The sequence below is a fragment of the Cryobacterium sp. TMB3-10 genome, from assembly GCF_004402305.1.
Taxonomy (GTDB): Bacteria; Actinomycetota; Actinomycetes; order Actinomycetales; family Microbacteriaceae; genus Cryobacterium; species Cryobacterium zongtaii.
Genome location: NZ_SOGH01000022.1, coordinates 65676 through 84407 on the forward strand (window position 1 = coordinate 65676; position 18732 = coordinate 84407).

Genomic DNA, 18732 nt, shown 5'->3' on the forward strand with positions numbered 1-18732 from the left:
AAACGAAGCGAGCCTCGATCGCGAGTCGGGGTTCTTAGAGAATAGCGAGTCAAACAAATGGCAATCACAGTTTCACAAGCAGAAGCGAACGGCCAAAGCCTGGCCGTTAACGGGTACAACGGCTCCATCCGAGATTGGGCCGGCTTGTGCCAGGCATTCATCTCGGATGCCACGCTCATGGACTCGGCCCCCTCCGCCTCCGACGCCCGTGGAAGCAGCGGGCAGGTGAACCCCAACTACAGCAGTGCGCCGCGAGGCGCCTTCCACTGGTGGAACTGCTGCGGCGGTGACGGGCACGTCGCACTTGACCTCGATGGTGGGGGCTCACGAGTGATGATGGCGAGCAGCGTAACGATGACGGTCGATTGGACCCACCACACCGGTACTATCTCTATCCCGCTCTACAACAATCGAACGGGAATGGATTACCTCGGTTGGACCGATAACTCAATTGGTCAGAGACTTTCCGACGCGGGAAGCAGCCCCCAGCCGCCCGTCGCACCAGTGGCAACCGAAGACGGAAAAACCCTGCAGAGACTCGCCCATATCGGGGGTTATACCGGTCCAATCGACGGTATCCCCGGTGTCGCGACCTGGAAAGGCGTCCAGTCTGTTCTACGCAGCTACAGCTACTCCGGCCCGATCGACGGAAACCCGGGTCAGAACACGTACGTGGCTCTGCAGAAGCTTGCGCAGGAGGGTGGCTATAAGGGTCCGTTGGATGGCGCCCCAGGTCCCGCGACATACGCAGGCGTCGCAGTCTGGGTCACCAACCACACCGGAAGCACTCCGATTCCCTCGACGCAGCGTGGAGTGTACGGGATCGACGTGGCACGCTATCAGACCGGCCTGAACTTCCCCGGTGTGAAAAATGCCGGATTTCAATTCGCGATCGTGCGACTCGGCGGGTCGAATGTTTCCATCTTCGTGGATTCTTTGTATCACCAGAACGTGGATGCGGCACGCACCGCCGGCATGATCGTGGGTCACTACTGGGTGGCCGGGACTGGAACGGCTGCGGCTGACGCGAAGTACTTCCTGGACCATCTCTATGACTACCGGGACGGTGACCTTCTCGCGCTGGACAATGAAGGCGTCGACTCCGGCGTCGTCTGGGACGACGCGCGCGTTGCTGCTTTCGTAAACGCAGTAAGGACGGCTACGGGTAAGGCAGCTTTCCATTACACGACGCGGAGCATCGCGGCCTCAAGGACTTGGGCGACCACACAAGCCACGGGGTCCAAGCTGTGGATTGCCGACCCCGATCATGCCGCCGGAAGTCCTCAGTACCCGAACTATCCGGACTGGGCAATCCACCAGTACGGAATGAGCTATCTCGGGGGCATCCAAACGGATGTCAACATGGCAAAACTCAGCGCTTTCACCGGATGGGCGACCCCGCCGTATGGCGAAACCATTCCGCCCACCGGCGCGGTCACTCCGGCTACACCCCCGAGTTCAATCAATAGTGCTCAGGCAGTAACGCTGCAGAAGATTGCCAAGCAGGGCGGCTACACCGGCCCGGTCGACGGAGTCATGGGCACGAACTCTTGGAAGGGGGTTCAGACCCTTCTCCACAGCCGTGGATACTACGACGGCCCGATCGACGGCGCCCCGGGGACTAACACTTACAAGGGCCTGCAGATGCTCGCGAAGGACTACGGATACACAGGTCCCATCGACGGTGCGCCCGGCACCAACACGTACATAGGCCTCGAAGGCTACCTCAGCGCGGTCGCAGGAGGCGTCGGTGCAATTTCGACTGCTGACGGGAAAACCCTGCAGCGCATCGCCAAAGCCGGCGGCTACACCGGAGCCGTGGATGGTGCTCTCGGAGTCAATTCCTGGAAGGGTGTGCAGACCGTACTCACCGGCTACAGCTACACCGGCCCATGTGATGGCGCCCCGGGCAGCAAAACCTACGCTGCGCTGCAGCGACTGGCCCAGAAGGGCGGCTATACGGGCGTGATCGATGGCGTGATGGGCACGAACTCGTGGAAGGGCGTCCAAACCGTTCTGCAGGGGTTCGGCTACACAGGTCCCATCGATGGTGCGCCGGGTACGAATACCTACATCGCCCTCCAGCGTATGGCGGGAATCGGTGGATACACCGGTCCAGCTGACGGGTCTCTTGGAAGCTTCTCATGGAAGGCTCTGCAGGCAATCTTCGCCGGCTGCTCCTACACGGGGCTCATCGATGGAGTACCGGGCACAAACACATACGCCACGCTGCAGTTGCTCGCAACTGTGGGCGGCTACGTTGGCCCCCTCGACGGGATCCCCGGCCCACGCACGTACGCGGCACTTTCGAACCTGATTCGTTAGTCCACCAAGAGCGACACAACATGTCCGCCACAGCGCCCCGGGGTTCGAAAGGGCCCCGGGGCTCTTCCCAACAGAACAAACGGCCGGCGTCTTGGCGGAACATCGCAGGGGTACTGGGGGCTCTCATCCCCACTGCAAACGCAATTCTCCTAAGCGTCCAGGCGACGCTGGCTCAACCCGGCGTCGACCGGGTGATTCCGGGATGGGTCTACGCGACCGTGAACGGTGGCGTCCTGATCGGAGCACTTCTGACCAAGATCATCGCCGAAATTATCAGCACACCAATCTTTCGTCTGTGGCGGCAGCAACGCGACGGCACGAACACTCCTGGCCCGCGCAAGCGCCTAGACGAGAAAAAGCAAGGATAAACCAAAATGACTGCCACTACCAGACACCCATGCCGTCACACCGGTGGGCCCGCTTCTGCCCCGTCGGCCCAACGTATACTGCACCTACAACGACGACGAATATGGGGGGCACTAAATGCACGTTCGACCTCGTGGGGTAATCCAAATTATGGGGATGACCACTCTACTTTTGGCGGCAGTCGGACTCACGGCTTGCGCGAACGCGGCGCCCGCCGCCACGAACTCAGCTTCCCCAGCGTCGCCGACATCAAGCGAGACGCCCACGGCAATCGCCTCACCAACGCCCGATGTCCCCGCAGCGGGCTGCGATTTCACGTCGACAAGGGAAATCTTCAATCCGGAGGATCCGGAGAACGACGGCCTCTTCTACATAAAACTGACCAACACTGCCTCTACGGGCTGCCAATTGTCGGGGTATCCGGACGCTGCCTTGGTCGACTCGTCCGGTCAAACCGTGGGGGGACCTGCTTCACAACTCAACGACATCCCGGACCAGGTAGTCTCCGTGGAACCCGGGGGCGCAGCCTACGTGCTGATTGGTTTCAGGGGCCGCGCCCACTTCCCGAGTTGCAACCTCGTAGGCGCGGATGCAATCCGGATTCGAATTCCTCAGACCGGCCAGGAAGTCCTGGCCGATGTGAAGGATCTCGCAATTTGCGACCAAGACACCGCGGGGTGGTTGACGTTCAGCATCGCGCCGACGAAGGACAACGTCATCTCCTAATTGGGCAATGGATCCGAGATGACCTCGGGGATCGATGGAATCTCCCCCTTTATCCACGTCGAGGCGGCTGGCCCGTCGCCACCGTCTACGTAGTCGTGGGCAGTTGACATGCGCATTCGAAGCGTGTATCTGCCCAGCCAAGATCCCATCGGGGCCTTGAGGTTCTACCGTGACACTTTGGGATTGCCTGCCTCCGAATCGAGCGTGCCTCCGCAAGTGATGGTCGGCACCACTGTGATCAACTTAGTACCCCGACGAGTCATAGAAGGCGCGATGCATCTAGCCTTCACCATCCCGCAAAACCAGGTGCATGCAGCCCACCGATGGTTGTCAGAAAGGGTGCAGCCCCTCAAGAAATCGGGCGCTGACACATATAGCCAACCTGCCCCATGGCAGTCTGAGTCGATCTACTTCAAGGGTCCTGACGACGTTATCCTTGAGCTGATCGCTCGGAAGGCGTTGGCAAATGCCACCGACGGGCCGTTCTCCAGCTCCGACCTTCTTTGCGTGAGTGAGGTAGGTCTGCCCGTCGCTGATGTGGTTGAGACTTCTGGACAGGCCTGCGAAGCTTTTGGCCTTGAGCCCTTGGGCCCCACGTCTGAACACTTCGCTGCCGTGGGCGATCAGGAGGGACTCCTAATCTTTGTCCGCCGTGGCCGGCCATGGATACCGACATTGAATGCAGTCGCCGTCTGCGGCCCCTCAGCCGTGGGCATAACGGACGTGCCAAGATCGTCCACCTTGGAACTCGATTTCGGCCGAATATCGAGCGTCCGAGGTTCGGGGGGATCGGTCGATGATCGCCGAGCGAGCGTCGTCCTTGACCAGACCATGCTCCCGGACGCTGCTGATCGGATCGCTCCGGAGCCCCAGTCGCTCGGTGCCCGAAGCCCGAGTCGCTCGGTGCCCGAAGCTCCAGCCTCATCTGCACACGAAACTGGAGGACCCTGGCAAGGCGAGCGGGTAATCGTGTGCGCACACTTCCGCCGAAAGCTCGCCCAGCGTTTCGACCCATCGGCGGCCGTCCATTCTGCGGATCCGCAACGCGACTTGGATCAAACCTTAGCGTTGAGCATGTCTCCACTCGGCTGGTGGCGCTTGGTCGGCCCTGGAATTGCGGGTGTCAACGTCGCATCCCACGGGCGACTTCAAGCGGCGGAAAGCGACAGCAGCCATGTCCGTTTTCGAGACGAGCTCGTTGAGCAGTTCGACGCACCTGAACAGCAAGCGTCCCAGACCTGAGTAAATGGTGTGAGCGACAACAACAACTTTGGGCCTCGACACTCCTTGGCAATCGCACCGGTTCCTGCTTCACGGAACCTGACAAAAGGAATCAGCGCTAGCGTTTGTGGAATGGAGAATCAGCCGTACATGATCGCAGCCGACCCCAGTGAACCCGGCTCCCGAGTCGTGGTCACTGAGCCGGATGGCCAGCAGCTGCACATCCGTCGTGAGGACGCTGACCCCGAACACCGGTTCATTGCCTACCGGCTCGCAGCGGGCTGGTTCGGCAATCTGCCGGCAGGGTACGAGACGGACTAGAAAAGGTCCATCACTATAAAGAACCTCGGAGAATCAAACACGGGGTCCTACACATCCTCGTAACCAGCAGCGAGGTCGTAGATCCGGAGGTCTACGGCGGTGATATCACTCGCCGAGACGAGCTTGTAGTGAGCCTCTCGCCGGATGACGACTCGGTCGTCTTGCACTGTCAGGTCGAAAAGCGCGATGAGTCCGTCACCTGCGAACTGCACCGAGATGTTGCGGCAAATCATTTCTGGCCACTTCACGGCGCAGGCCGCCATGTCCTGCTCGACTTGAGTAATCCCGAGCCTGTCCGATCCCCCTTTGGCCTGTACTGGCAGGATGAACTGGCGTCCATACCGGTCGACGGCGGCGTAGATCTCGTCTACTTCGACCTGTCCGATATCGGCGACGTTCGTCCGAAGGTGGTTCTGCAAGGAGTACGACGCCACGCCCAGAAAGATATCGATGAGGCGGTTATAGCGGACCTTCGCCAGCAGCGCCTGTTCGTCACTTAGTGCTGCTGCAGCGATGATTTCCGGAGTCGCGTCGGGGATCTTCGTCACGCTCAGAGACGGATTTGGCGTGATCGGAATCTGTGCGGGGATCGCGTCGAACCTGTACTTTCCATCTCCCGAGCCGCGGATGATCCATTCCATGCCCTTCAGAGCCGTGGCGTTGATTGCAGAGGGCATGTCCTTCCTGAAGCGATATGTGTAGGGGATGTCACCCAAATTCTTGACACGTTTCAGCCCCAGCGCCTCGGCACCCACGTCGAGATCTTCCCTGTCCCACTCGACGCGAACATCGCCTTTGAGATAGTGATGTTTGAAAACCCAGTTGAGGATCTGCTCGTAACGGGGTGGTTCCTTCGCGGCCACGCTCAGCCGACCTTGCGATCACGCTGCGGGATCACTCGTTCGGTGAGTTTAAAATGCTCATGGGCCTGGCCTGAAGTCATATACAGCAGGTCGGTCGAGCCGAGCTTGACCGGCTTCCCCTTCGTCGGCGTCACGCAGTCAGCAGCGAGGATCGCGGCGCCAACTGCACGCCCTAGTCGAGCAGGAACAGAGTTCCCAATTTGGCGGAAGCCGTTCCACTTTGTGACGTGGAACCTGAACCAATCTGGGTAGCCGTGCAAGCGCGCCGCTTCTCGCACAGTTATGACGCGCGAGTGCACCGGGTGGATCGGCCGCGGCGCCGTGTACGCTCCACGGTCCGATGCGGTTCCAGCTCGAAGGGTGTTGCAGAGGCCGTCGGGGTGAAGTCGCAAGAATCTACTCACTTTTTCAGTCGTGCCCGGCTCGGCGGCACGGAACCTGTCGATTGACTTTTTGGTGTGCACGGTACGGGCGGATGAGGTCAGTTCGTCGGCTATGCGCGGACGAGGGCGGGAGAAATCAGTGGGGTCCGACTTGGAGCCGCGCAGCCTGGAGGCGTACTGGCTTGCTGCTCCGTATTCGACAGATTCGATGTTGTCGTCGTGCAGCAGCTCGTCGAAGAGGTCGGCGTCAGGGAGGTCCCCCAGTGCGTCCAGCACGCTCGGCCCGAGTGGCAGCGTCGAGCTTTTCGGTACGTCCCCTTTGATGGTGCGCGGGGTGTGAGTCGCTTTGGGGTACTCAGGAAGTTCGATGTCGTTACGCGCTCCTAAGAGGAAGACTCGTCGCCGCGACTGGGGTGCGCCGTACTCCGCGGCCTGAAGTACCGTAATCGGAGTTACGACTCGGTAGTTGCCGCTGGCCTCAACCGTTTCCACGACCTCATCAATGAGCTGACGATGCCCGCCGATCATGAGTCCGGCCACGTTCTCCATCAGGAAGTAGCGCGGTTTCAGCTCGAGGACAACGCGAACAAACTCTTTCAGAAGCAAGTTCCGGGGGTCGTCGATGGCGCGGCGACCGATCATGGAGATGCCTTGGCAAGGCGGCCCGCCTGCTACGAGATGGATCTCCCGGTCACCTATCTCGGATTCCTCGCGGATCTGAGCCCCAGATATCTTAGACACGTCGGCGCAGAACGTCTTGCCTTGCGGGAAGTTGAACTCGTGTACCGCGGCGTGAATGGGATCGTACTCGACGGCGGCCGCGATTTCGTACCCGGCCTGTTCAAGGCCAAGCGAGAGGCCTCCGGCTCCTGCAAAGAGATCCACTGCGAGTGGCCGGCGAACGTCAATCAACATGGGTCAAAGACTATCTTCGTCGATCGATGTTCGCCGAATCGAGGACTCCGCGCCGCGTGTCGCCTGCCTCACACCGGCAGTGGGGATTCCTCGCCTGAACCAGTGTCAGACGCGGTTGAGGTTTCGAGGCTGCTGGCACTGTTGAATGCGTCTTCGGTGTAGCCCGCTGGCAGTGAAAACGCCCCCGGCCGGGAGAGTGAACGGCCAGGGGCGTTGCTCATGGGGCGTGGCTATGCTTCGTTATTCGTCGTGGCGCGTGCCGCTCGACGATCACGCTCGTCAGCGCTTTCAGCGCGTTCGTTGCGATGGTGCGTGTCACCGGCGCGAAGCCCTCGCCCCTGGATGGGGCGTCGGCCGCGGAGTCGATTACGCCTGGTCGTCTGGCTTCCTGTTGCGGCGGATCTGCGCAACGGCGCGACTGAGGTCGGCGCCGATGTAGTCGGCGTCGATGACTCGACCAAAGGTCTTGGATCCTTCGGCGCCCCAGCTGTTGGTGTGCTCGCGACCGACGACGATCACCGCGTCGCCCTTGTGGAACGTCGCCGCTGCGTTCTCGCCTAGCTCGAACTTGGCTTCTACGAAATGCGTCGTCGGGTCCACGTGCTCCATGTACCTTCCGGCGCGATACTCCCCCGTGTTCTCGATGACTCTAAACTTCGTGATGTTGAGACTGCCGGCCTTCACTACGTCGACGTCGGCGGCGAGGTTCCCAATGATCGTGCGCTGAGTTGACATGTGCTCTGTTTCTTCGGTTGATTGTGCGGTTGTGTGCGGTTCTGAACTAGATGGCTAATGCGGTGATGATTTCGGGCCGGAACCCGGACCAGCTGGTGGACTCCATCTCGACGACTGTGTAACTGACGCCCACCTGGTCAAGCTTCATCTTCGTCATCCGACACGGCTGGCACTCTGGCAACGTATAGACGACCACTGACTCACTCATAACTCCGCCCCTCCCCCACCAACAATTTTTCGTGCCTGTCTGGCAGAGGGAATCGATTGAGAGCGGGAACGCCGCAGTGCAGGGTCGTGGAAACACTGGAACGGGCGCAGCGAGTGAGGATATGCCGCGAAAGCCTGGAACGAGAGGCACGCAGCAAACTACGGTGAACGGCCAGACAGACGCAACCATCACAGGCTCTACAGTGCCGCACAGCGGCTCCCCTCGGTGCCGGCCTCCGTGCCGGTGACCGTCTTGAATGGCTATTTTGTTTGGTACTTCTCGCGTATGGCGGCCTCGACAACGCTACGGATCGTTGCGCCGTCTTCCGCGGCCGAAGCTGCGTCGATGAGTTCGAGAACATCGGGGGCCAGCCGGGTACTGAACGGCACCGTGGCCTCGCGGCGTGGGCGGCCGCGACGCGGTGCGGCGCCGGCCGTAGCCACGGGGGCCTGAAAGGCCACAGGGGCGGCCTGGGGGGTCGGTGCGCTCTGGCGGTAGTCCACCGGGTCTACGCGTTCGTCGGGTGCCGCCTGCGGCTTGCGGCGGCGGCTGAGGTCTGGTCGATCTTGCTGCTGGTCGCTCATCGAATCACCTGGTTCACGATCTTGGTGTAGGCGGCCACGACGGGCGCGCCCTTCCTGTAGTTGCCGTACCACTCCCCCGTGAGGCGAACTTCTTGAATGATTGCCCTTTCGGGCACTAGGGGCATGAGAAGCATTCCGGTGTCGCGCAGCTCGTCCGTGCTGGCAACGGCTGGTCGGGAAGGGATTGTCTCTTGGACCCTGCCGCAGACGATCCCGGCCTCTGAGAGCGTGATGGGTGCGCCGATGCGCTCCCTGCTGAGGCGGAACTGTTCGACAGTGCGCCGTGCGCCTGCAACGCCGTCCACGCCGTCACTGGAGGCCGTGGCGGCATAAACAATCGAGTCGGCAGCATTCAACGCTGACAGGATGAGCGGGCCGCCCTGCCTGTTGGGGCAGTCGATAACCACCAGGTCAGCGGAGATACCGACAAGTGCCGTTCGTAGTCTCAATTCGGCGTGGTCTGCTCGATCAGCCTCACGGTTGGAGACGTTGCGAGCGGAAGGAATCACGCGGAGATTCTTTGACCAGGTGGACTGCACGGCCAAGTCCTCGCCCCATCCTTGCGGGTCTTCGTCTCCGAGAATCGCGCCGACGTGGAGGCCTTCACCGGAGGGTGCGACGTCGAGCCATTTGGTCGCTGCCGCACGGGGGTCAAGATCAACCAGGACCGTCCGCCGGCCTTGGTCGGCGGCGGTCATTGCGATCGATACGGCGGTAGTCGTTTTCGAGACGCCGCCCGATTCGCTGTAGACCATTAATGTTTGCATGCTTTCAATCATTCCTGCTTGCATTCCTTCTGTCAATCATTCCTGCATTCTGTCTTTCTATCTTTCTGTCTTTCTGTCTTTCTGTCTTTCTGTCTTTCATGCATTAATTATTCGACTCGAAGAACGGGCAACACTTCGCTATCGCGCCTACGGGGGAGTGTGAGGGGGTCGCCCCTCACCGGCCGGCCCGCGAGGGCCAGCCGGCAGTTGGTCCTGGCTAGTCGGCCTCGACAAGGCACTGGGGGCAGCTCTTGGCGATTGCTAGGGCGCGGTCGAAGTCGTCCATGCGGTGCAAGCTCTGGTGGTCGGCGCATGCGCAGAATCGTTCGGTCATGGTGTTGCCTTCCGGCTGGGGGAGGGGCGGCCCTGGCCGCCCCTCCGGGTCGTTAGTCGTTTACGCGGGTGAGGGTGTCGACGAAGGTCACGTATCCGGCGCTGGCGATCGTTGCTGTGTGCGCCAGCGTGTATCCGGCTTGTGCGTGGCTGTGCAGATCCTCGCCACGCTTGGCGAGCTGACGGGTACGGCTCCAACTGTTGTCGTCGACTTTGGTGACTCGCGTCTGGATTGTTTCGATGCTCATAGTGACCATTGCTCTTCCTCCCGTGCTGCTAGATGTTGCGGAGCATGCTGACGATGGTGGGGAACGGCGACAGGTTCTCAATGAGCGTGTCGACGCTTCCCGGGCCGGGCTTTTGGGCGAAAGCCTTCTGGACCCGCGCGAACTGGCTATCGCTGAGCCCTACGGTTTGGCCTTCGGGGTTGGTGCCGACTGCGATGGCGGTTCCAAAGATCACGGTCGGGTTGCCGAGCCGATGGGCGAGCACGGTTGCGGGCAGGTTCAGGGTCGACCCGTTGATGAGTCCCTCATCATCGACGAAAAGGTCGATGCTGTCGGCCACGTCGACGACGGCGAACATACGGCAGCCGATGGCGGCCGCGATGTCGTTGTCACCCTTCGCGCTGTCCAGGTCGAGCGTGGTGATGGTTTCGGTCGGGTCGATCTTGACGCTGCGGATGGTGGTGGTCATGGTGTTTCCCTCTCCAAGGATGGTGAGATAAGCGGGGTCCCGGGCTCTCATGGGCAGTGGTTGTGTTGTCGTCCACCGTTTCTCTGCCCTTGGTGGCAAGAGAAATCGATTGAGAGCGGGAGTGCCGTAGTGCACGCAATCTGGTGCGAAATAAGGGAGCTTGCGACCGCGCTCCAGATTGTGGGTGACGCAGGCACGGAGCGAACTACGATGATCGGCCACCAAGGGAAGAAAAGTTCTGTCAGGGTCAGGCCGGCGCAGCCGGCTCCGCGTGGATCCGGCCTCCGTGCCGGATTCACCTGGGGGAGTGTGAGGGGGCGCCGTCCCCCTCACGGCCGACCTCGTGAGGGTCGGCCCGGCGGTCAGGTGGTGGCAGTTGACCTGGCGGTTACGTCGTCTTGGTCGCCTTCCCAGAAGTGGCCTAGTCCGGCGTCGACCATGCTGCGGATCAGCGCGGCCGCGTTGATGCCGCGTGCAGCTCGATCGGGAAAAGACAGGGTGACGGTGATGCTCTGGGTGGGGGCAGCCTGGTCGACGTCGCCGTGCTGCGCGTCGGTGGCGTATTGGTACGTCCACGCGATCGCAACGGCGCCACTCGGGCCGTCGCCTTGGGGAGTGATACCGGCGCGGTGTTCGTCCTGGCCGGGGTGGGGTGCTCTGCTGCAGCTCCACTGGATCCCGACAACGTCGACGGTCGTCGTTCCATATCTCGCCCCGGTGGGACTGAGGTCGGCGTCGGGGACGTCCTGGTCGAGCTGGTGCGCCTCGAGCGTGGCGGGACGTTGGTAGGTGATGATCATGGCCGGATCTCTTGTCGTCCCTGTGTCGGGACCGTTCTCGAAGGTGGGTGCCGGGCTGGGCCGGCTGTACTTGGTGGGGGAGTGTGAGGGGGTGTCCCCTCACGGCCGGCCCTGGGTGGGCCGGCCGCTGGGGCGGGACTACTCGGGCCGCACGAGCTGCTGAATCTCGGCGTACGGGGCGGTGTCGGTCCAGGTGTAGCCGGTGGTGACGCTGACCGTTTTGAGGTTGGCGCGCACGACGTCGCGCCACTGGCCGCGGATCTTCACCCGGTCGCCCTTCTTGACGGTGGAGCGGTCGTAGCCGGTGGCCGTGCCGCTGGCGACCTGGGCGGCGCGTACGGCTTCCCAGTAGGCGATCTGGTCGCGCTTCTCGTCGATGTGCGGGGCGAGGCGTGTCGCCCGGGCCTGGATCTGCTCGGCGGTGGCGTCGATGTAGCCGCGTGTGTCGCCGTAGCACTGCGCGGTTATGCGGCGTTCGAGCTTGCGGAGCTCAGCGCCCAACGTTTCGATGCGGTTGGCCACGGTGACCGGGTTGTAACGGGCGTCTGTGGTGTGGGTGGCCGCGTCGGCGCGGGCCTGGGCGACGGTGGCCTCTGCGCTGGCTTCGACTGATTTACGCATGGCGGTATCTGCTTTGGCGATCGCGTTACGGTGGCGGCCTTCGGAGTGGTGGCCAACCTTGATCGGCTCGCCTCCCTCGGGCAGCCGGTCCAGCGCCGCGCGGGCCTTGTCGTAGGCAGCATCTTCCGCGCCGGTCTTGCGCTCTGCCTTCGCGGCCAGGGCGTCGACCCGGTCGGCCTGGCGCTCGATCTTTCCGGCCTCGACGTCGGCGGTTGCGCGGTGGCTGCTGTCGATTTCGGTTGTGACCTCGAACCCGGCGGCTTCAAGCGCCGTCTTGGTGCGGGTGATGGTGTGCAGCTTGGGCAGGCGGTCGCGGGACTGGGGGACGAACCATGCGCTGATGCTGCGACCCCAGCGCCATCCGGTGGACTTGAGGACTTCGGCGGTTCCGTCGCCTCGGCTGGTCCCGTCGATCATCGTTCCGGCTTCGTGGGTGTGGGTGATGGTGAGCATTAGCGGGTTCCTCTCGGGGTTGCACTGGCGTTGACGCGGGAGCCGTTCGGGGTCATGACGATGACGAACCGGCTGCGGGGGTTGGGGTAGCTCTGGCTGTTCCAGTAGGTCGACATGTCGGCGCTGCTGAGCAGGCTTTCGGCCCCGAGCACTCCGGGAGTCAGGGGCGGAAGCTGAGTGGTGAGCATGAGTCTTTTTCCCTCGGTCTAGGCGAAGCTGTCGGCGTAGCGGCTGGCGGTGCAGGTTTCGCCCGGCTGAGTGTCTGCGGCACCTTCGGACCGGCAACCGCTGCAGGCGCACCCACCGGCGTAGCGCTCCCGGGGATAGGTGTTCTCGTACGGGTAATCTGACTCAGCCATGGGTTCTCTCCCTCTTGAACAACTGTTTTTTTGCCCTATCTGGCAAGAGAAATCGATAGCGACCGGGAGTGCGTAGTGCACGGATTCTCGGGCGAAATAAGCCCGCAGGGCGCGTCCGAGAATTTGGGCACGGAGGCACGGGAGGGAGCTACGGTGAAACGCCAGAAAGGACAAAAAGGCCCTTGGGACAGTGCCGCGCAGCGGCTCCAAATTGCTTGCGACGGCATCGCCGTCGTGGTTTCAGAGTGATATCACTCTGATATCCCCCGGCCGCGCAACGGCTCAAATTGGGGGATGGGTACAGCGGCCGCGCCGCTGTTCTGTCACGGCCCGTCAGGGGCGTGTGCCTGGGTGCAGGTTCCGGCCTCCGTGCCGGTGCCGGGGACGGAAGAACCCGGCGCGACAGTTTCGGGTACTGTCGCGCCGGGTCGGGGAAGAAGCTACTCCTGAGTGCCCTTAGCGGCTACGGCTTCGACTGCCTTGGTCGCGGCCTTCTCCGCAACGGTGTCGATCACGATTTGCTCAACGTCGCTGAGGCCGTAGCCCCATGCTGCCAGCTGCTCGAAGTATCGGGCGCTAGTGGCGTTCGGGTATCGCCATGTTTCCTTGCTGGTGCTGTCCTCGATACCGGCCAGGACGATTGCGAGGCTGACGTGCTGCGCCTTGGTGGGGGTCTTTTCCACCAGTGCAGCGAGCTTGTCGGCATCCCCGTAGTTCGCCCGCTTCATGCCGAGCAGAGTGTGCGCGAGCACGTTTCCGTTCTGGATGGCTTTGCCGACCATGCTGTGGTGCACGGTCAGGCCCACGGTGATGGCCTGGGTGGCATCCTTCGGGAGCGTCTTACGGCTCAGGAACTCTGCCAGCCATTCGCGGCGCACGACCTCAGCGCTGGCCCACGCCTTGTTGTTGGCGATCAGGGTCTTACGTTCGTGCTTCTGCTCTTCGGTCATCGGGCCGCTGGTGGCCCCGCTGCCGCTGGACTTGCGGAATCCGGCAGTCTTGGGGTCTTTCAGGAAGTAGCGCACGGTGGCCGTGTCGCTGTTGCTGTACGCGTACACGTAGGCGGCGCGGCCTTCGCTGGTAGCGATGTGCTCGGCGGTGACTGATTCGCCGTCTGCGGTGGTCAGGTAGGTGATGCTCGTGTAGTCGGTTTCGTAGGATCCACGGTCGCGGTCCAGAACCTCGAAGCCGCGCGCGATCAGGTCGGCGGCCGCGTCTGCCTTCATCGTCGCTACCCGCTTGTCGTCGCGTGCGCGCTGCGCTGCGTGGTCGAACTGCTCGGGGCTGGTGGTGGCAATGTCGATGAGTACGGACACGGTTTCGTCGTCGCCCTCGAACTCGATCAGCGCGGCAGCCTGGTCGAGGGTGAGTGAGTGGCTGACGATGGCGGATGCCGCGACGGCGTTCTCTGCGACAGCGATTCCGGCCTTGACTGTGGCGGGCTTGCTGCCCAGTCGCTTGGCGATCACGGCGGGGGTCAGTCCCTCGAAAGCCAACTGCTGGAATGCGGCAACCCGGTCGGCGTCGGTGACGGCCTCGCGGTGATCGTTCTCGGCCATCTGCTGCACGATGCGCTCGACGGTCGTTTCGTCGGCGGCAACGATGTAAGCGGGGATGGTGGCTAGTCCGGCCTCACGAGCGGCGAGGGTGCGGCGCTGACCTGCTCGCACGATGATGTTGCCCTGGTCGTCTCGCCGGGCGAGGATCGGCGTCAGGACGCCGTTTGCCTTGATGCTGGCCACGAACTCGCGGCCGAGCTGAGCTTCGGTGCGCACGTTGGCTTCTACAACGATCAGATTCGGGTCAATGTGCTCGATGGTGCCGACATTTACGGTGGTGTTAGTCATTGGGTTCTCTCTCCATCAACTGTTTTTTTGGCCTGTCTGGCAAGAGAAATCGATTGAGAGCGGGAGTGCTGTAGTGCAGGGTCGTGGAATACCGCAGCGCAGCGAGGATATGCCGCGAAAGCCCGAAACGAAGGCACGGAGCGAACTACGATGACCGGCCAGACAGACGAAAAAAAGAAACAAGGCGGCCGCGCAGCGGTCCCAGGCCCACAGGGCTCACCGGAGGTGGTTTCTCTGCCGATTAGGCAGCGCTCGACCACCAGAGCGAACCAGGGGCCAACATTCCGTTGACGGCCCAATAGCGGGCCATGCGGTGATCACCCCGGCCGTCGCGGTCGCGGGGGTAGAGCGGCCAGCTGCGTTCACCTGGCCGGCTGTCGGTGAATTCGAGAGTGCGGCTCGTGACGTGGAGTCGGCGCATGCGGGCTCGAGGCGCTGTGGTCATCCGGTCAATTTCTGCGTGCCACCATGCCCACACTTCACGTTCGGCTCGATACCGTTCGGTTCGATCAGCCAGGGCGCCGGCTACTCCCTCGGTGCGAGCTGCATGGTCCCGAAGATCCCTCTTGGACCTGGCCCAGCCCTCGGAGTGTTTGACGATGAGCTTGTGACGGCGGAGCCGGCTGAGGATGGTAGCGGTGTGCCTAGTCGAGACACCCAGTAGACGAGCAGCGGTTTCAACGGTCAGTGCGGGGATCTGGCGTAGGAGTGCGTAGACCTTCCCGGCGAGGTGTCCAAGGCCAGCACGGGTGAACAGGTCGTGGCGCTGGTCGGTGAGTTGGTTCTCGAGCTCAGTGACCAACGCGGCCCTGAGGTTAAAGAGTTCGGAGGGGGGGCGGGGGTTATTGAGTAGTTGTGGCCGGACTGTACCGGGGGTTGTGGAAAACTCGCGGAGTAGGCGCCATTCGGCGGCGTTGCCGTCATCGCAGGGCGTCACTCGTTCGATGAATCCATCCCGTGCGAGGGCTGTGAGGGCGTCTGCGGCCGTGGTGCGGCCGAGCCCTCCCATGAGTGCCAGGTCGCGGGTGGAGGCCGCTACGACCCGTTTCCCGGTCTGCAGGGTCAGGTAGGCCAGGGAGAGCAGGATTGTGCGCTGCGAGATTGCCTTCTCGGTGCGACCCCACCGGCCGGGGGAAGCCGTCAGGCGGCTCAGGAGCACGTCTACGTCGGTGACGAGGGCGTTCAGCTCCGTGAGGTCGGCGGGCTCACGGGAAGCCGGCAGCGGGCGTTGTACGGCCGCGAACTGCAGGGCCTTGGCCCACTGGCGTTCCAGTCGGGCGCGGGCTTCGCCCGTGGTTCGGTTGTGGCGGCTGCCTCGGCCGTTGTTCTTGGTGCGGTAGTGCTCCATGCCCGGCGCGCTCTTCGCTGCGTGCGCGACGTCGCCTAGCGTCCATCCGGCGTTGGCTGCGGAGAGCAGGCACGCAAACCCGGTCCAGCTGGGGTTGCTGCCGCCGCCGATCGTGGCCATGTGGGCGGTGCCTGCGCGGCTGAGGGTGCGGTGCGCCCTGTGGTGCTCGTTCACCGGACCGGCCGGGGCGCTGCCGGCTACGCGCAGCGCCGGCTTGCGCGTGTCGAGAGCCGCGGTGAGGGCGTCGAGGTCGTCGAGCGTCGTTGTGGCGGCGGTGAGGGCGTCGAGGTCGCCCCAGAGCACGGTGGAGCTGCTGCCGTCGCGGTGCGGCGACAGGGGCGGGCGGGCGGCGCCGGTACGCGGGTTGTTGAGCATGCCGTGGTCGAGGGTGCCGAAGTTGGCGTGTGCTGCGCCGGAGAGGGTGACCATGCGCCCGGCCGCCGCGCCCTCGCGGAGGGCAATCCAGATGTGCCGGCCGCCGGTGCCGGAGGACTGGCAGACGACGTGCGCGATCGACAGGCTGTCGAGGATGCGGGAGAGTGCGTCGCACTCGTCGTGAGCCTGTTCCATGAGGTCGACGTCGACCTCGCCCTTGATCTTGCCGTCGAAGTCGAAGCAGAGGACCCGGAAGAATCCGCGTTCGTCGGCCAGGTTCATCGCCCACGGCGTCGTGGGGGAGTGCGGCCCGACGCGTTGCACGCTGGGATAGGCGTTCTCGTCGAGACGGCCGTAGGCGTCCCGTTTCATCACGCGCACCTGGTCGCGGGGGCTGATTCGTCGCGTCAAATCCCAGGCTGTCCACGTTTTGGAGGACACGCCGGAAATATCTTGGCGCGTTTTGCGGTCGAAAACAGCGCTATCAGGTACTATCAGGTCATCACCTTCCTCCGGTTGGTGGTACTTCAAAGGCCCGGTTCAACCGGATCTTTACTGGAAGAGCTCGAACCTCGTGCCTGGCAGCTGAGAGGGTTTGAGCACCAATGCTTCAAGGCCCGTCGTGAAAACGACGGGCCTTATGCGTTAATCGGAGTCGATGGGCAGCTCCTCGTTGGTCTGCTTGGGCCACCACACGGGCAGGTTCGTACTTTCGTCAACCTCGATCTGAGCAACCAAGCGCTCAAAGAACACGGCAGAAGAAACTCCTGCGCTCTCCGCGATCGAGTCGAACCGCTCTTTTGACGCACGCTCAACCTCGTACCCGATGGAAATCGGGTCTTTCAGTGTGCCGCGTGCGCGACGTCGAGTAGCCATAGATCAATTGAACCCTAGCCCCATGGTTAACGCGCCAACGGTGTGGGCGTGTCGCATTTATTCGCCCTCATTTCGTGCCGGTCCACAAACGCGCGCTGATGCTGGGGCGGCCTGCACATCGTGAGGGTCGCTGAGTTGGCACGCCGGGCAAGCGGTGGCGGACAGCGGGCTGCTAATGCCACAGCTGCGGCAGGGCGAGCTGTTGACCGGCCGCGCTGCGCCCGCGGCGAGGTCAGCCGTGTTGCCGGAGGCGTCGAGGATCTGCACGTACGCGTCCGGGTGGATGGCCAGAGCGTAGGTGCCGGCTACGTCGATGACGTGGACTCGGACGGGCCGGTGCACCTGGCGGGCGGTCGCCGTGCAGCGGGCGATCACGCCCGCACGGAGCCGGGCCAGGTCGACGGCGACCAGCGGGAGAGAGGTTCCGTTGATCGTGAGTTCGCCGGTCAGGTTCTCGCGGATCGTCGCGTCGATCCGGGGGTAGGCAGGGATGAAGCTCATTCGTCGTAGTTCCGTGAACAGGTGTCGTCGCACAAGGTCTGGCCAAACAGCGCATAGAACTGTTCGGGATCTACCCAGTTAGGAGCAAGCGAGTCATTTGCGAGTGCTGCAACATCTGCGTTGGTAGTTCCAAAGGCGCTGACCCTGATATCAAGGTGGCAACCGGTACTAGGTGCTTCATTTCCGATCGCCGTGATTTGCTGACCGATGGCCACCTGGTCACCCACCGCTACGGCTCGATCCGTCACGTGACTGTGGAGGTAGGAGACGATGTAGCCCTCCGGGCTCTTGACCGAGAGGGTAAGCCGATCGGAAAGAGTGACCGTGCCGGGGGCGATCGCGTAGACCGGCGTCCCGCAAGCGCCTGAGAGGTCGTCTGCGGGGTGGTAAGTGCTGGCACCTGCGACACGACCTGGCCGGGGGCCATAGTTATCGCTCATGTTGAACGGCTTTGTGAGCGGGAACCCTACGGGGCCGTCAGCGCAGCCTCCCGATGCCGGCGCAGCGGCCGCTCCCTCTTGGCTGGTGTCGCCATTGAGGGCCGCGGTGATCTGTCCAGCACCGTCCCAATACGTTGTGTAGAAGTAGGGATCGGCGTTTCCCTGGACGGCATGTGCGGCGAGCGTCGGTTCAATCGATTCCCAGTTCGCTACGCCCGGAAGTCGCTCATAGAACTTGGTGGCAGATGTGAACGGGTCGAGACGCTCTTCGGTGGTTCCCCAGCTGCTTTGCTGCTGGAAGGGACCGATTGAATCGGCAATTGATCCGTCTGGGTTAATCGCGTTGTCACCGTACGTGAGCGATTGGAGGCTGGATTCACCCATAGCCGTCATGACGCCGAGCTGCTGCGCCCGCGCGTTTAGGCCGAGCTGCTTTGCCGCGTTCATGATCCCCGCGGCGACCACAAGCTGGTCGTGGTCGAAGCCGGCTATCGGTCCCGAAGGGACCTTGGAGACGTCGACGGTTGAGGCAGTGCCGCCGCCGCACGCGGCCGCGGCGCTACTGCCACCTCCCATGAGAATCAGAAAGATCCCGAAAATCCCGCCGATTACTAGGACGGGTACTAGCAACAAGACGATTGCGCCCCCAGAGCCGTTCTTTTCCCCCAC

20 protein-coding genes are annotated in these 18732 nt (G+C 62.8%); 3 read left to right on the top strand and 17 right to left on the bottom strand.

Annotation, left to right across the window (positions count from 1 at the left end):
- The first annotated feature begins 57 nt into the window (after nucleotides 1-57).
- The 3 genes from E3T22_RS12530 (at nucleotide 58) to E3T22_RS12540 (ending at nucleotide 4959) form a co-directional block, all read left to right on the top strand.
- Nucleotides 58-2325: a GH25 family lysozyme gene (locus E3T22_RS12530; RefSeq protein WP_088458196.1), complete on the top strand. Its 2268-nt coding sequence runs from the start codon at nucleotides 58-60 to the stop codon at nucleotides 2323-2325.
- Nucleotides 2326-2847: 522 nt separating this feature from the next.
- Entirely contained in the window at nucleotides 2848-3417 is a 570-nt protein-coding gene (locus E3T22_RS12535) for a DUF4232 domain-containing protein (protein WP_166789017.1), read from the top strand.
- A gap of 1353 nt (nucleotides 3418-4770) precedes the next feature.
- Nucleotides 4771-4959, top strand: a complete 189-nt coding sequence (locus tag E3T22_RS12540) for a hypothetical protein (RefSeq protein ID WP_088458198.1) — start codon at nucleotides 4771-4773, stop codon at nucleotides 4957-4959.
- 47 nt (nucleotides 4960-5006) lie between these two features.
- Here the strand turns inward: E3T22_RS12540 and E3T22_RS12545 are convergent, their stop codons facing one another.
- From E3T22_RS12545 to E3T22_RS12620, 17 genes are all read right to left on the bottom strand, one after another.
- Nucleotides 5007-5822: an endonuclease gene (locus E3T22_RS12545; RefSeq protein ID WP_088458199.1), complete on the bottom strand. Its 816-nt coding sequence runs from the start codon at nucleotides 5820-5822 to the stop codon at nucleotides 5007-5009.
- Between the two features lie 2 nt (nucleotides 5823-5824).
- Complete coding sequence (locus E3T22_RS12550) at nucleotides 5825-7120, bottom strand: DNA cytosine methyltransferase (protein ID WP_088458200.1); 1296 nt, start codon at nucleotides 7118-7120, stop codon at nucleotides 5825-5827.
- A gap of 366 nt (nucleotides 7121-7486) precedes the next feature.
- Nucleotides 7487-7855 carry a single-stranded DNA-binding protein gene (locus E3T22_RS12555; protein ID WP_088458201.1) on the bottom strand — a complete coding sequence of 123 codons (369 nt, stop codon included), beginning with the start codon at nucleotides 7853-7855 and terminating at the stop codon, nucleotides 7487-7489.
- 46 nt (nucleotides 7856-7901) lie between these two features.
- The gene (locus tag E3T22_RS19690) at nucleotides 7902-8252 is read right to left on the bottom strand and encodes a glutaredoxin domain-containing protein (RefSeq protein ID WP_088458202.1); all 351 of its coding nucleotides are present in this window, start codon (nucleotides 8250-8252) and stop codon (nucleotides 7902-7904) included.
- Nucleotides 8253-8323: 71 nt separating this feature from the next.
- Entirely contained in the window at nucleotides 8324-8647 is a 324-nt protein-coding gene (locus tag E3T22_RS12565; protein ID WP_088458203.1) for a hypothetical protein, read from the bottom strand.
- On the bottom strand, nucleotides 8644-9426 hold the full coding sequence (locus E3T22_RS12570) for a ParA family protein (protein ID WP_240632530.1): 783 nt from the start codon (nucleotides 9424-9426) through the stop codon (nucleotides 8644-8646). The genes E3T22_RS12565 and E3T22_RS12570 overlap by 4 nt, the downstream gene beginning before the upstream one ends.
- A 374-nt stretch (nucleotides 9427-9800) precedes the next feature.
- The gene (locus E3T22_RS12575) at nucleotides 9801-9995 is read right to left on the bottom strand and encodes a hypothetical protein (protein ID WP_134480670.1); all 195 of its coding nucleotides are present in this window, start codon (nucleotides 9993-9995) and stop codon (nucleotides 9801-9803) included.
- 28 nt (nucleotides 9996-10023) lie between these two features.
- Entirely contained in the window at nucleotides 10024-10443 is a 420-nt protein-coding gene (locus tag E3T22_RS12580) for a DUF3846 domain-containing protein (RefSeq protein WP_166789299.1), read from the bottom strand.
- Nucleotides 10444-10805: 362 nt separating this feature from the next.
- Entirely contained in the window at nucleotides 10806-11243 is a 438-nt protein-coding gene (locus tag E3T22_RS12585) for a hypothetical protein (protein ID WP_088458206.1), read from the bottom strand.
- A 138-nt stretch (nucleotides 11244-11381) separates the two neighbouring features.
- A complete protein-coding gene (locus E3T22_RS12590) occupies nucleotides 11382-12317 on the bottom strand; it encodes a DUF3560 domain-containing protein (RefSeq protein ID WP_088458207.1) in 936 nt (311 codons plus the stop codon).
- Nucleotides 12317-12505, bottom strand: coding sequence for a hypothetical protein (locus E3T22_RS12595; protein WP_088458208.1), 189 nt, complete (start codon nucleotides 12503-12505; stop codon nucleotides 12317-12319). Before E3T22_RS12595 ends, E3T22_RS12590 begins: the two co-directional genes overlap by 1 nt.
- A gap of 18 nt (nucleotides 12506-12523) precedes the next feature.
- Nucleotides 12524-12676: a hypothetical protein gene (locus E3T22_RS19055; protein WP_166789015.1), complete on the bottom strand. Its 153-nt coding sequence runs from the start codon at nucleotides 12674-12676 to the stop codon at nucleotides 12524-12526.
- A 440-nt stretch (nucleotides 12677-13116) separates the two neighbouring features.
- A complete protein-coding gene (locus tag E3T22_RS12600; RefSeq protein ID WP_088458209.1) occupies nucleotides 13117-14523 on the bottom strand; it encodes a ParB/RepB/Spo0J family partition protein in 1407 nt (468 codons plus the stop codon).
- Between the two features lie 241 nt (nucleotides 14524-14764).
- A complete protein-coding gene (locus tag E3T22_RS12605; protein WP_241983677.1) occupies nucleotides 14765-16618 on the bottom strand; it encodes a hypothetical protein in 1854 nt (617 codons plus the stop codon).
- Nucleotides 16619-16891: 273 nt separating this feature from the next.
- Nucleotides 16892-17122: a hypothetical protein gene (locus E3T22_RS12610; RefSeq protein ID WP_088458210.1), complete on the bottom strand. Its 231-nt coding sequence runs from the start codon at nucleotides 17120-17122 to the stop codon at nucleotides 16892-16894.
- A 57-nt stretch (nucleotides 17123-17179) separates the two neighbouring features.
- Nucleotides 17180-17623, bottom strand: coding sequence for a hypothetical protein (locus E3T22_RS19060; protein ID WP_166789014.1), 444 nt, complete (start codon nucleotides 17621-17623; stop codon nucleotides 17180-17182).
- Entirely contained in the window at nucleotides 17620-18732 is a 1113-nt protein-coding gene (locus E3T22_RS12620) for a M23 family metallopeptidase (RefSeq protein ID WP_240632532.1), read from the bottom strand. The genes E3T22_RS19060 and E3T22_RS12620 overlap by 4 nt, the downstream gene beginning before the upstream one ends.

What these genes read in the sequence shown, in the direction of transcription:
- E3T22_RS12530 (WP_088458196.1), top strand. Translation starts at nt 58, where the DNA reads ATGGCAATCACAGTTTCACAAGCAGAAGCGAACGGCCAAAGCCTGGCC.
- E3T22_RS12535 (WP_166789017.1), top strand. Translation starts at nt 2,848, where the DNA reads ATGACCACTCTACTTTTGGCGGCAGTCGGACTCACGGCTTGCGCGAAC.
- E3T22_RS12540 (WP_088458198.1), top strand. Translation starts at nt 4,771, where the DNA reads ATGGAGAATCAGCCGTACATGATCGCAGCCGACCCCAGTGAACCCGGC.
- E3T22_RS12550 (WP_088458200.1), bottom strand. Translation starts at nt 7,120, where the DNA reads ATGTTGATTGACGTTCGCCGGCCACTCGCAGTGGATCTCTTTGCAGGA.
- E3T22_RS12555 (WP_088458201.1), bottom strand. Translation starts at nt 7,855, where the DNA reads ATGTCAACTCAGCGCACGATCATTGGGAACCTCGCCGCCGACGTCGAC.
- E3T22_RS19690 (WP_088458202.1), bottom strand. Translation starts at nt 8,252, where the DNA reads ATGGTTGCGTCTGTCTGGCCGTTCACCGTAGTTTGCTGCGTGCCTCTC.
- E3T22_RS12565 (WP_088458203.1), bottom strand. Translation starts at nt 8,647, where the DNA reads ATGAGCGACCAGCAGCAAGATCGACCAGACCTCAGCCGCCGCCGCAAG.
- E3T22_RS12570 (WP_240632530.1), bottom strand. Translation starts at nt 9,426, where the DNA reads ATGATTGAAAGCATGCAAACATTAATGGTCTACAGCGAATCGGGCGGC.
- E3T22_RS12575 (WP_134480670.1), bottom strand. Translation starts at nt 9,995, where the DNA reads ATGAGCATCGAAACAATCCAGACGCGAGTCACCAAAGTCGACGACAAC.
- E3T22_RS12580 (WP_166789299.1), bottom strand. Translation starts at nt 10,443, where the DNA reads ATGACCACCACCATCCGCAGCGTCAAGATCGACCCGACCGAAACCATC.
- E3T22_RS12585 (WP_088458206.1), bottom strand. Translation starts at nt 11,243, where the DNA reads ATGATCATCACCTACCAACGTCCCGCCACGCTCGAGGCGCACCAGCTC.
- E3T22_RS12590 (WP_088458207.1), bottom strand. Translation starts at nt 12,317, where the DNA reads ATGCTCACCATCACCCACACCCACGAAGCCGGAACGATGATCGACGGG.
- E3T22_RS12595 (WP_088458208.1), bottom strand. Translation starts at nt 12,505, where the DNA reads ATGCTCACCACTCAGCTTCCGCCCCTGACTCCCGGAGTGCTCGGGGCC.
- E3T22_RS19055 (WP_166789015.1), bottom strand. Translation starts at nt 12,676, where the DNA reads ATGGCTGAGTCAGATTACCCGTACGAGAACACCTATCCCCGGGAGCGC.
- E3T22_RS12600 (WP_088458209.1), bottom strand. Translation starts at nt 14,523, where the DNA reads ATGACTAACACCACCGTAAATGTCGGCACCATCGAGCACATTGACCCG.
- E3T22_RS12605 (WP_241983677.1), bottom strand. Translation starts at nt 16,618, where the DNA reads ATGAAACGGGACGCCTACGGCCGTCTCGACGAGAACGCCTATCCCAGC.
- E3T22_RS12610 (WP_088458210.1), bottom strand. Translation starts at nt 17,122, where the DNA reads ATGGCTACTCGACGTCGCGCACGCGGCACACTGAAAGACCCGATTTCC.
- E3T22_RS19060 (WP_166789014.1), bottom strand. Translation starts at nt 17,623, where the DNA reads ATGAGCTTCATCCCTGCCTACCCCCGGATCGACGCGACGATCCGCGAG.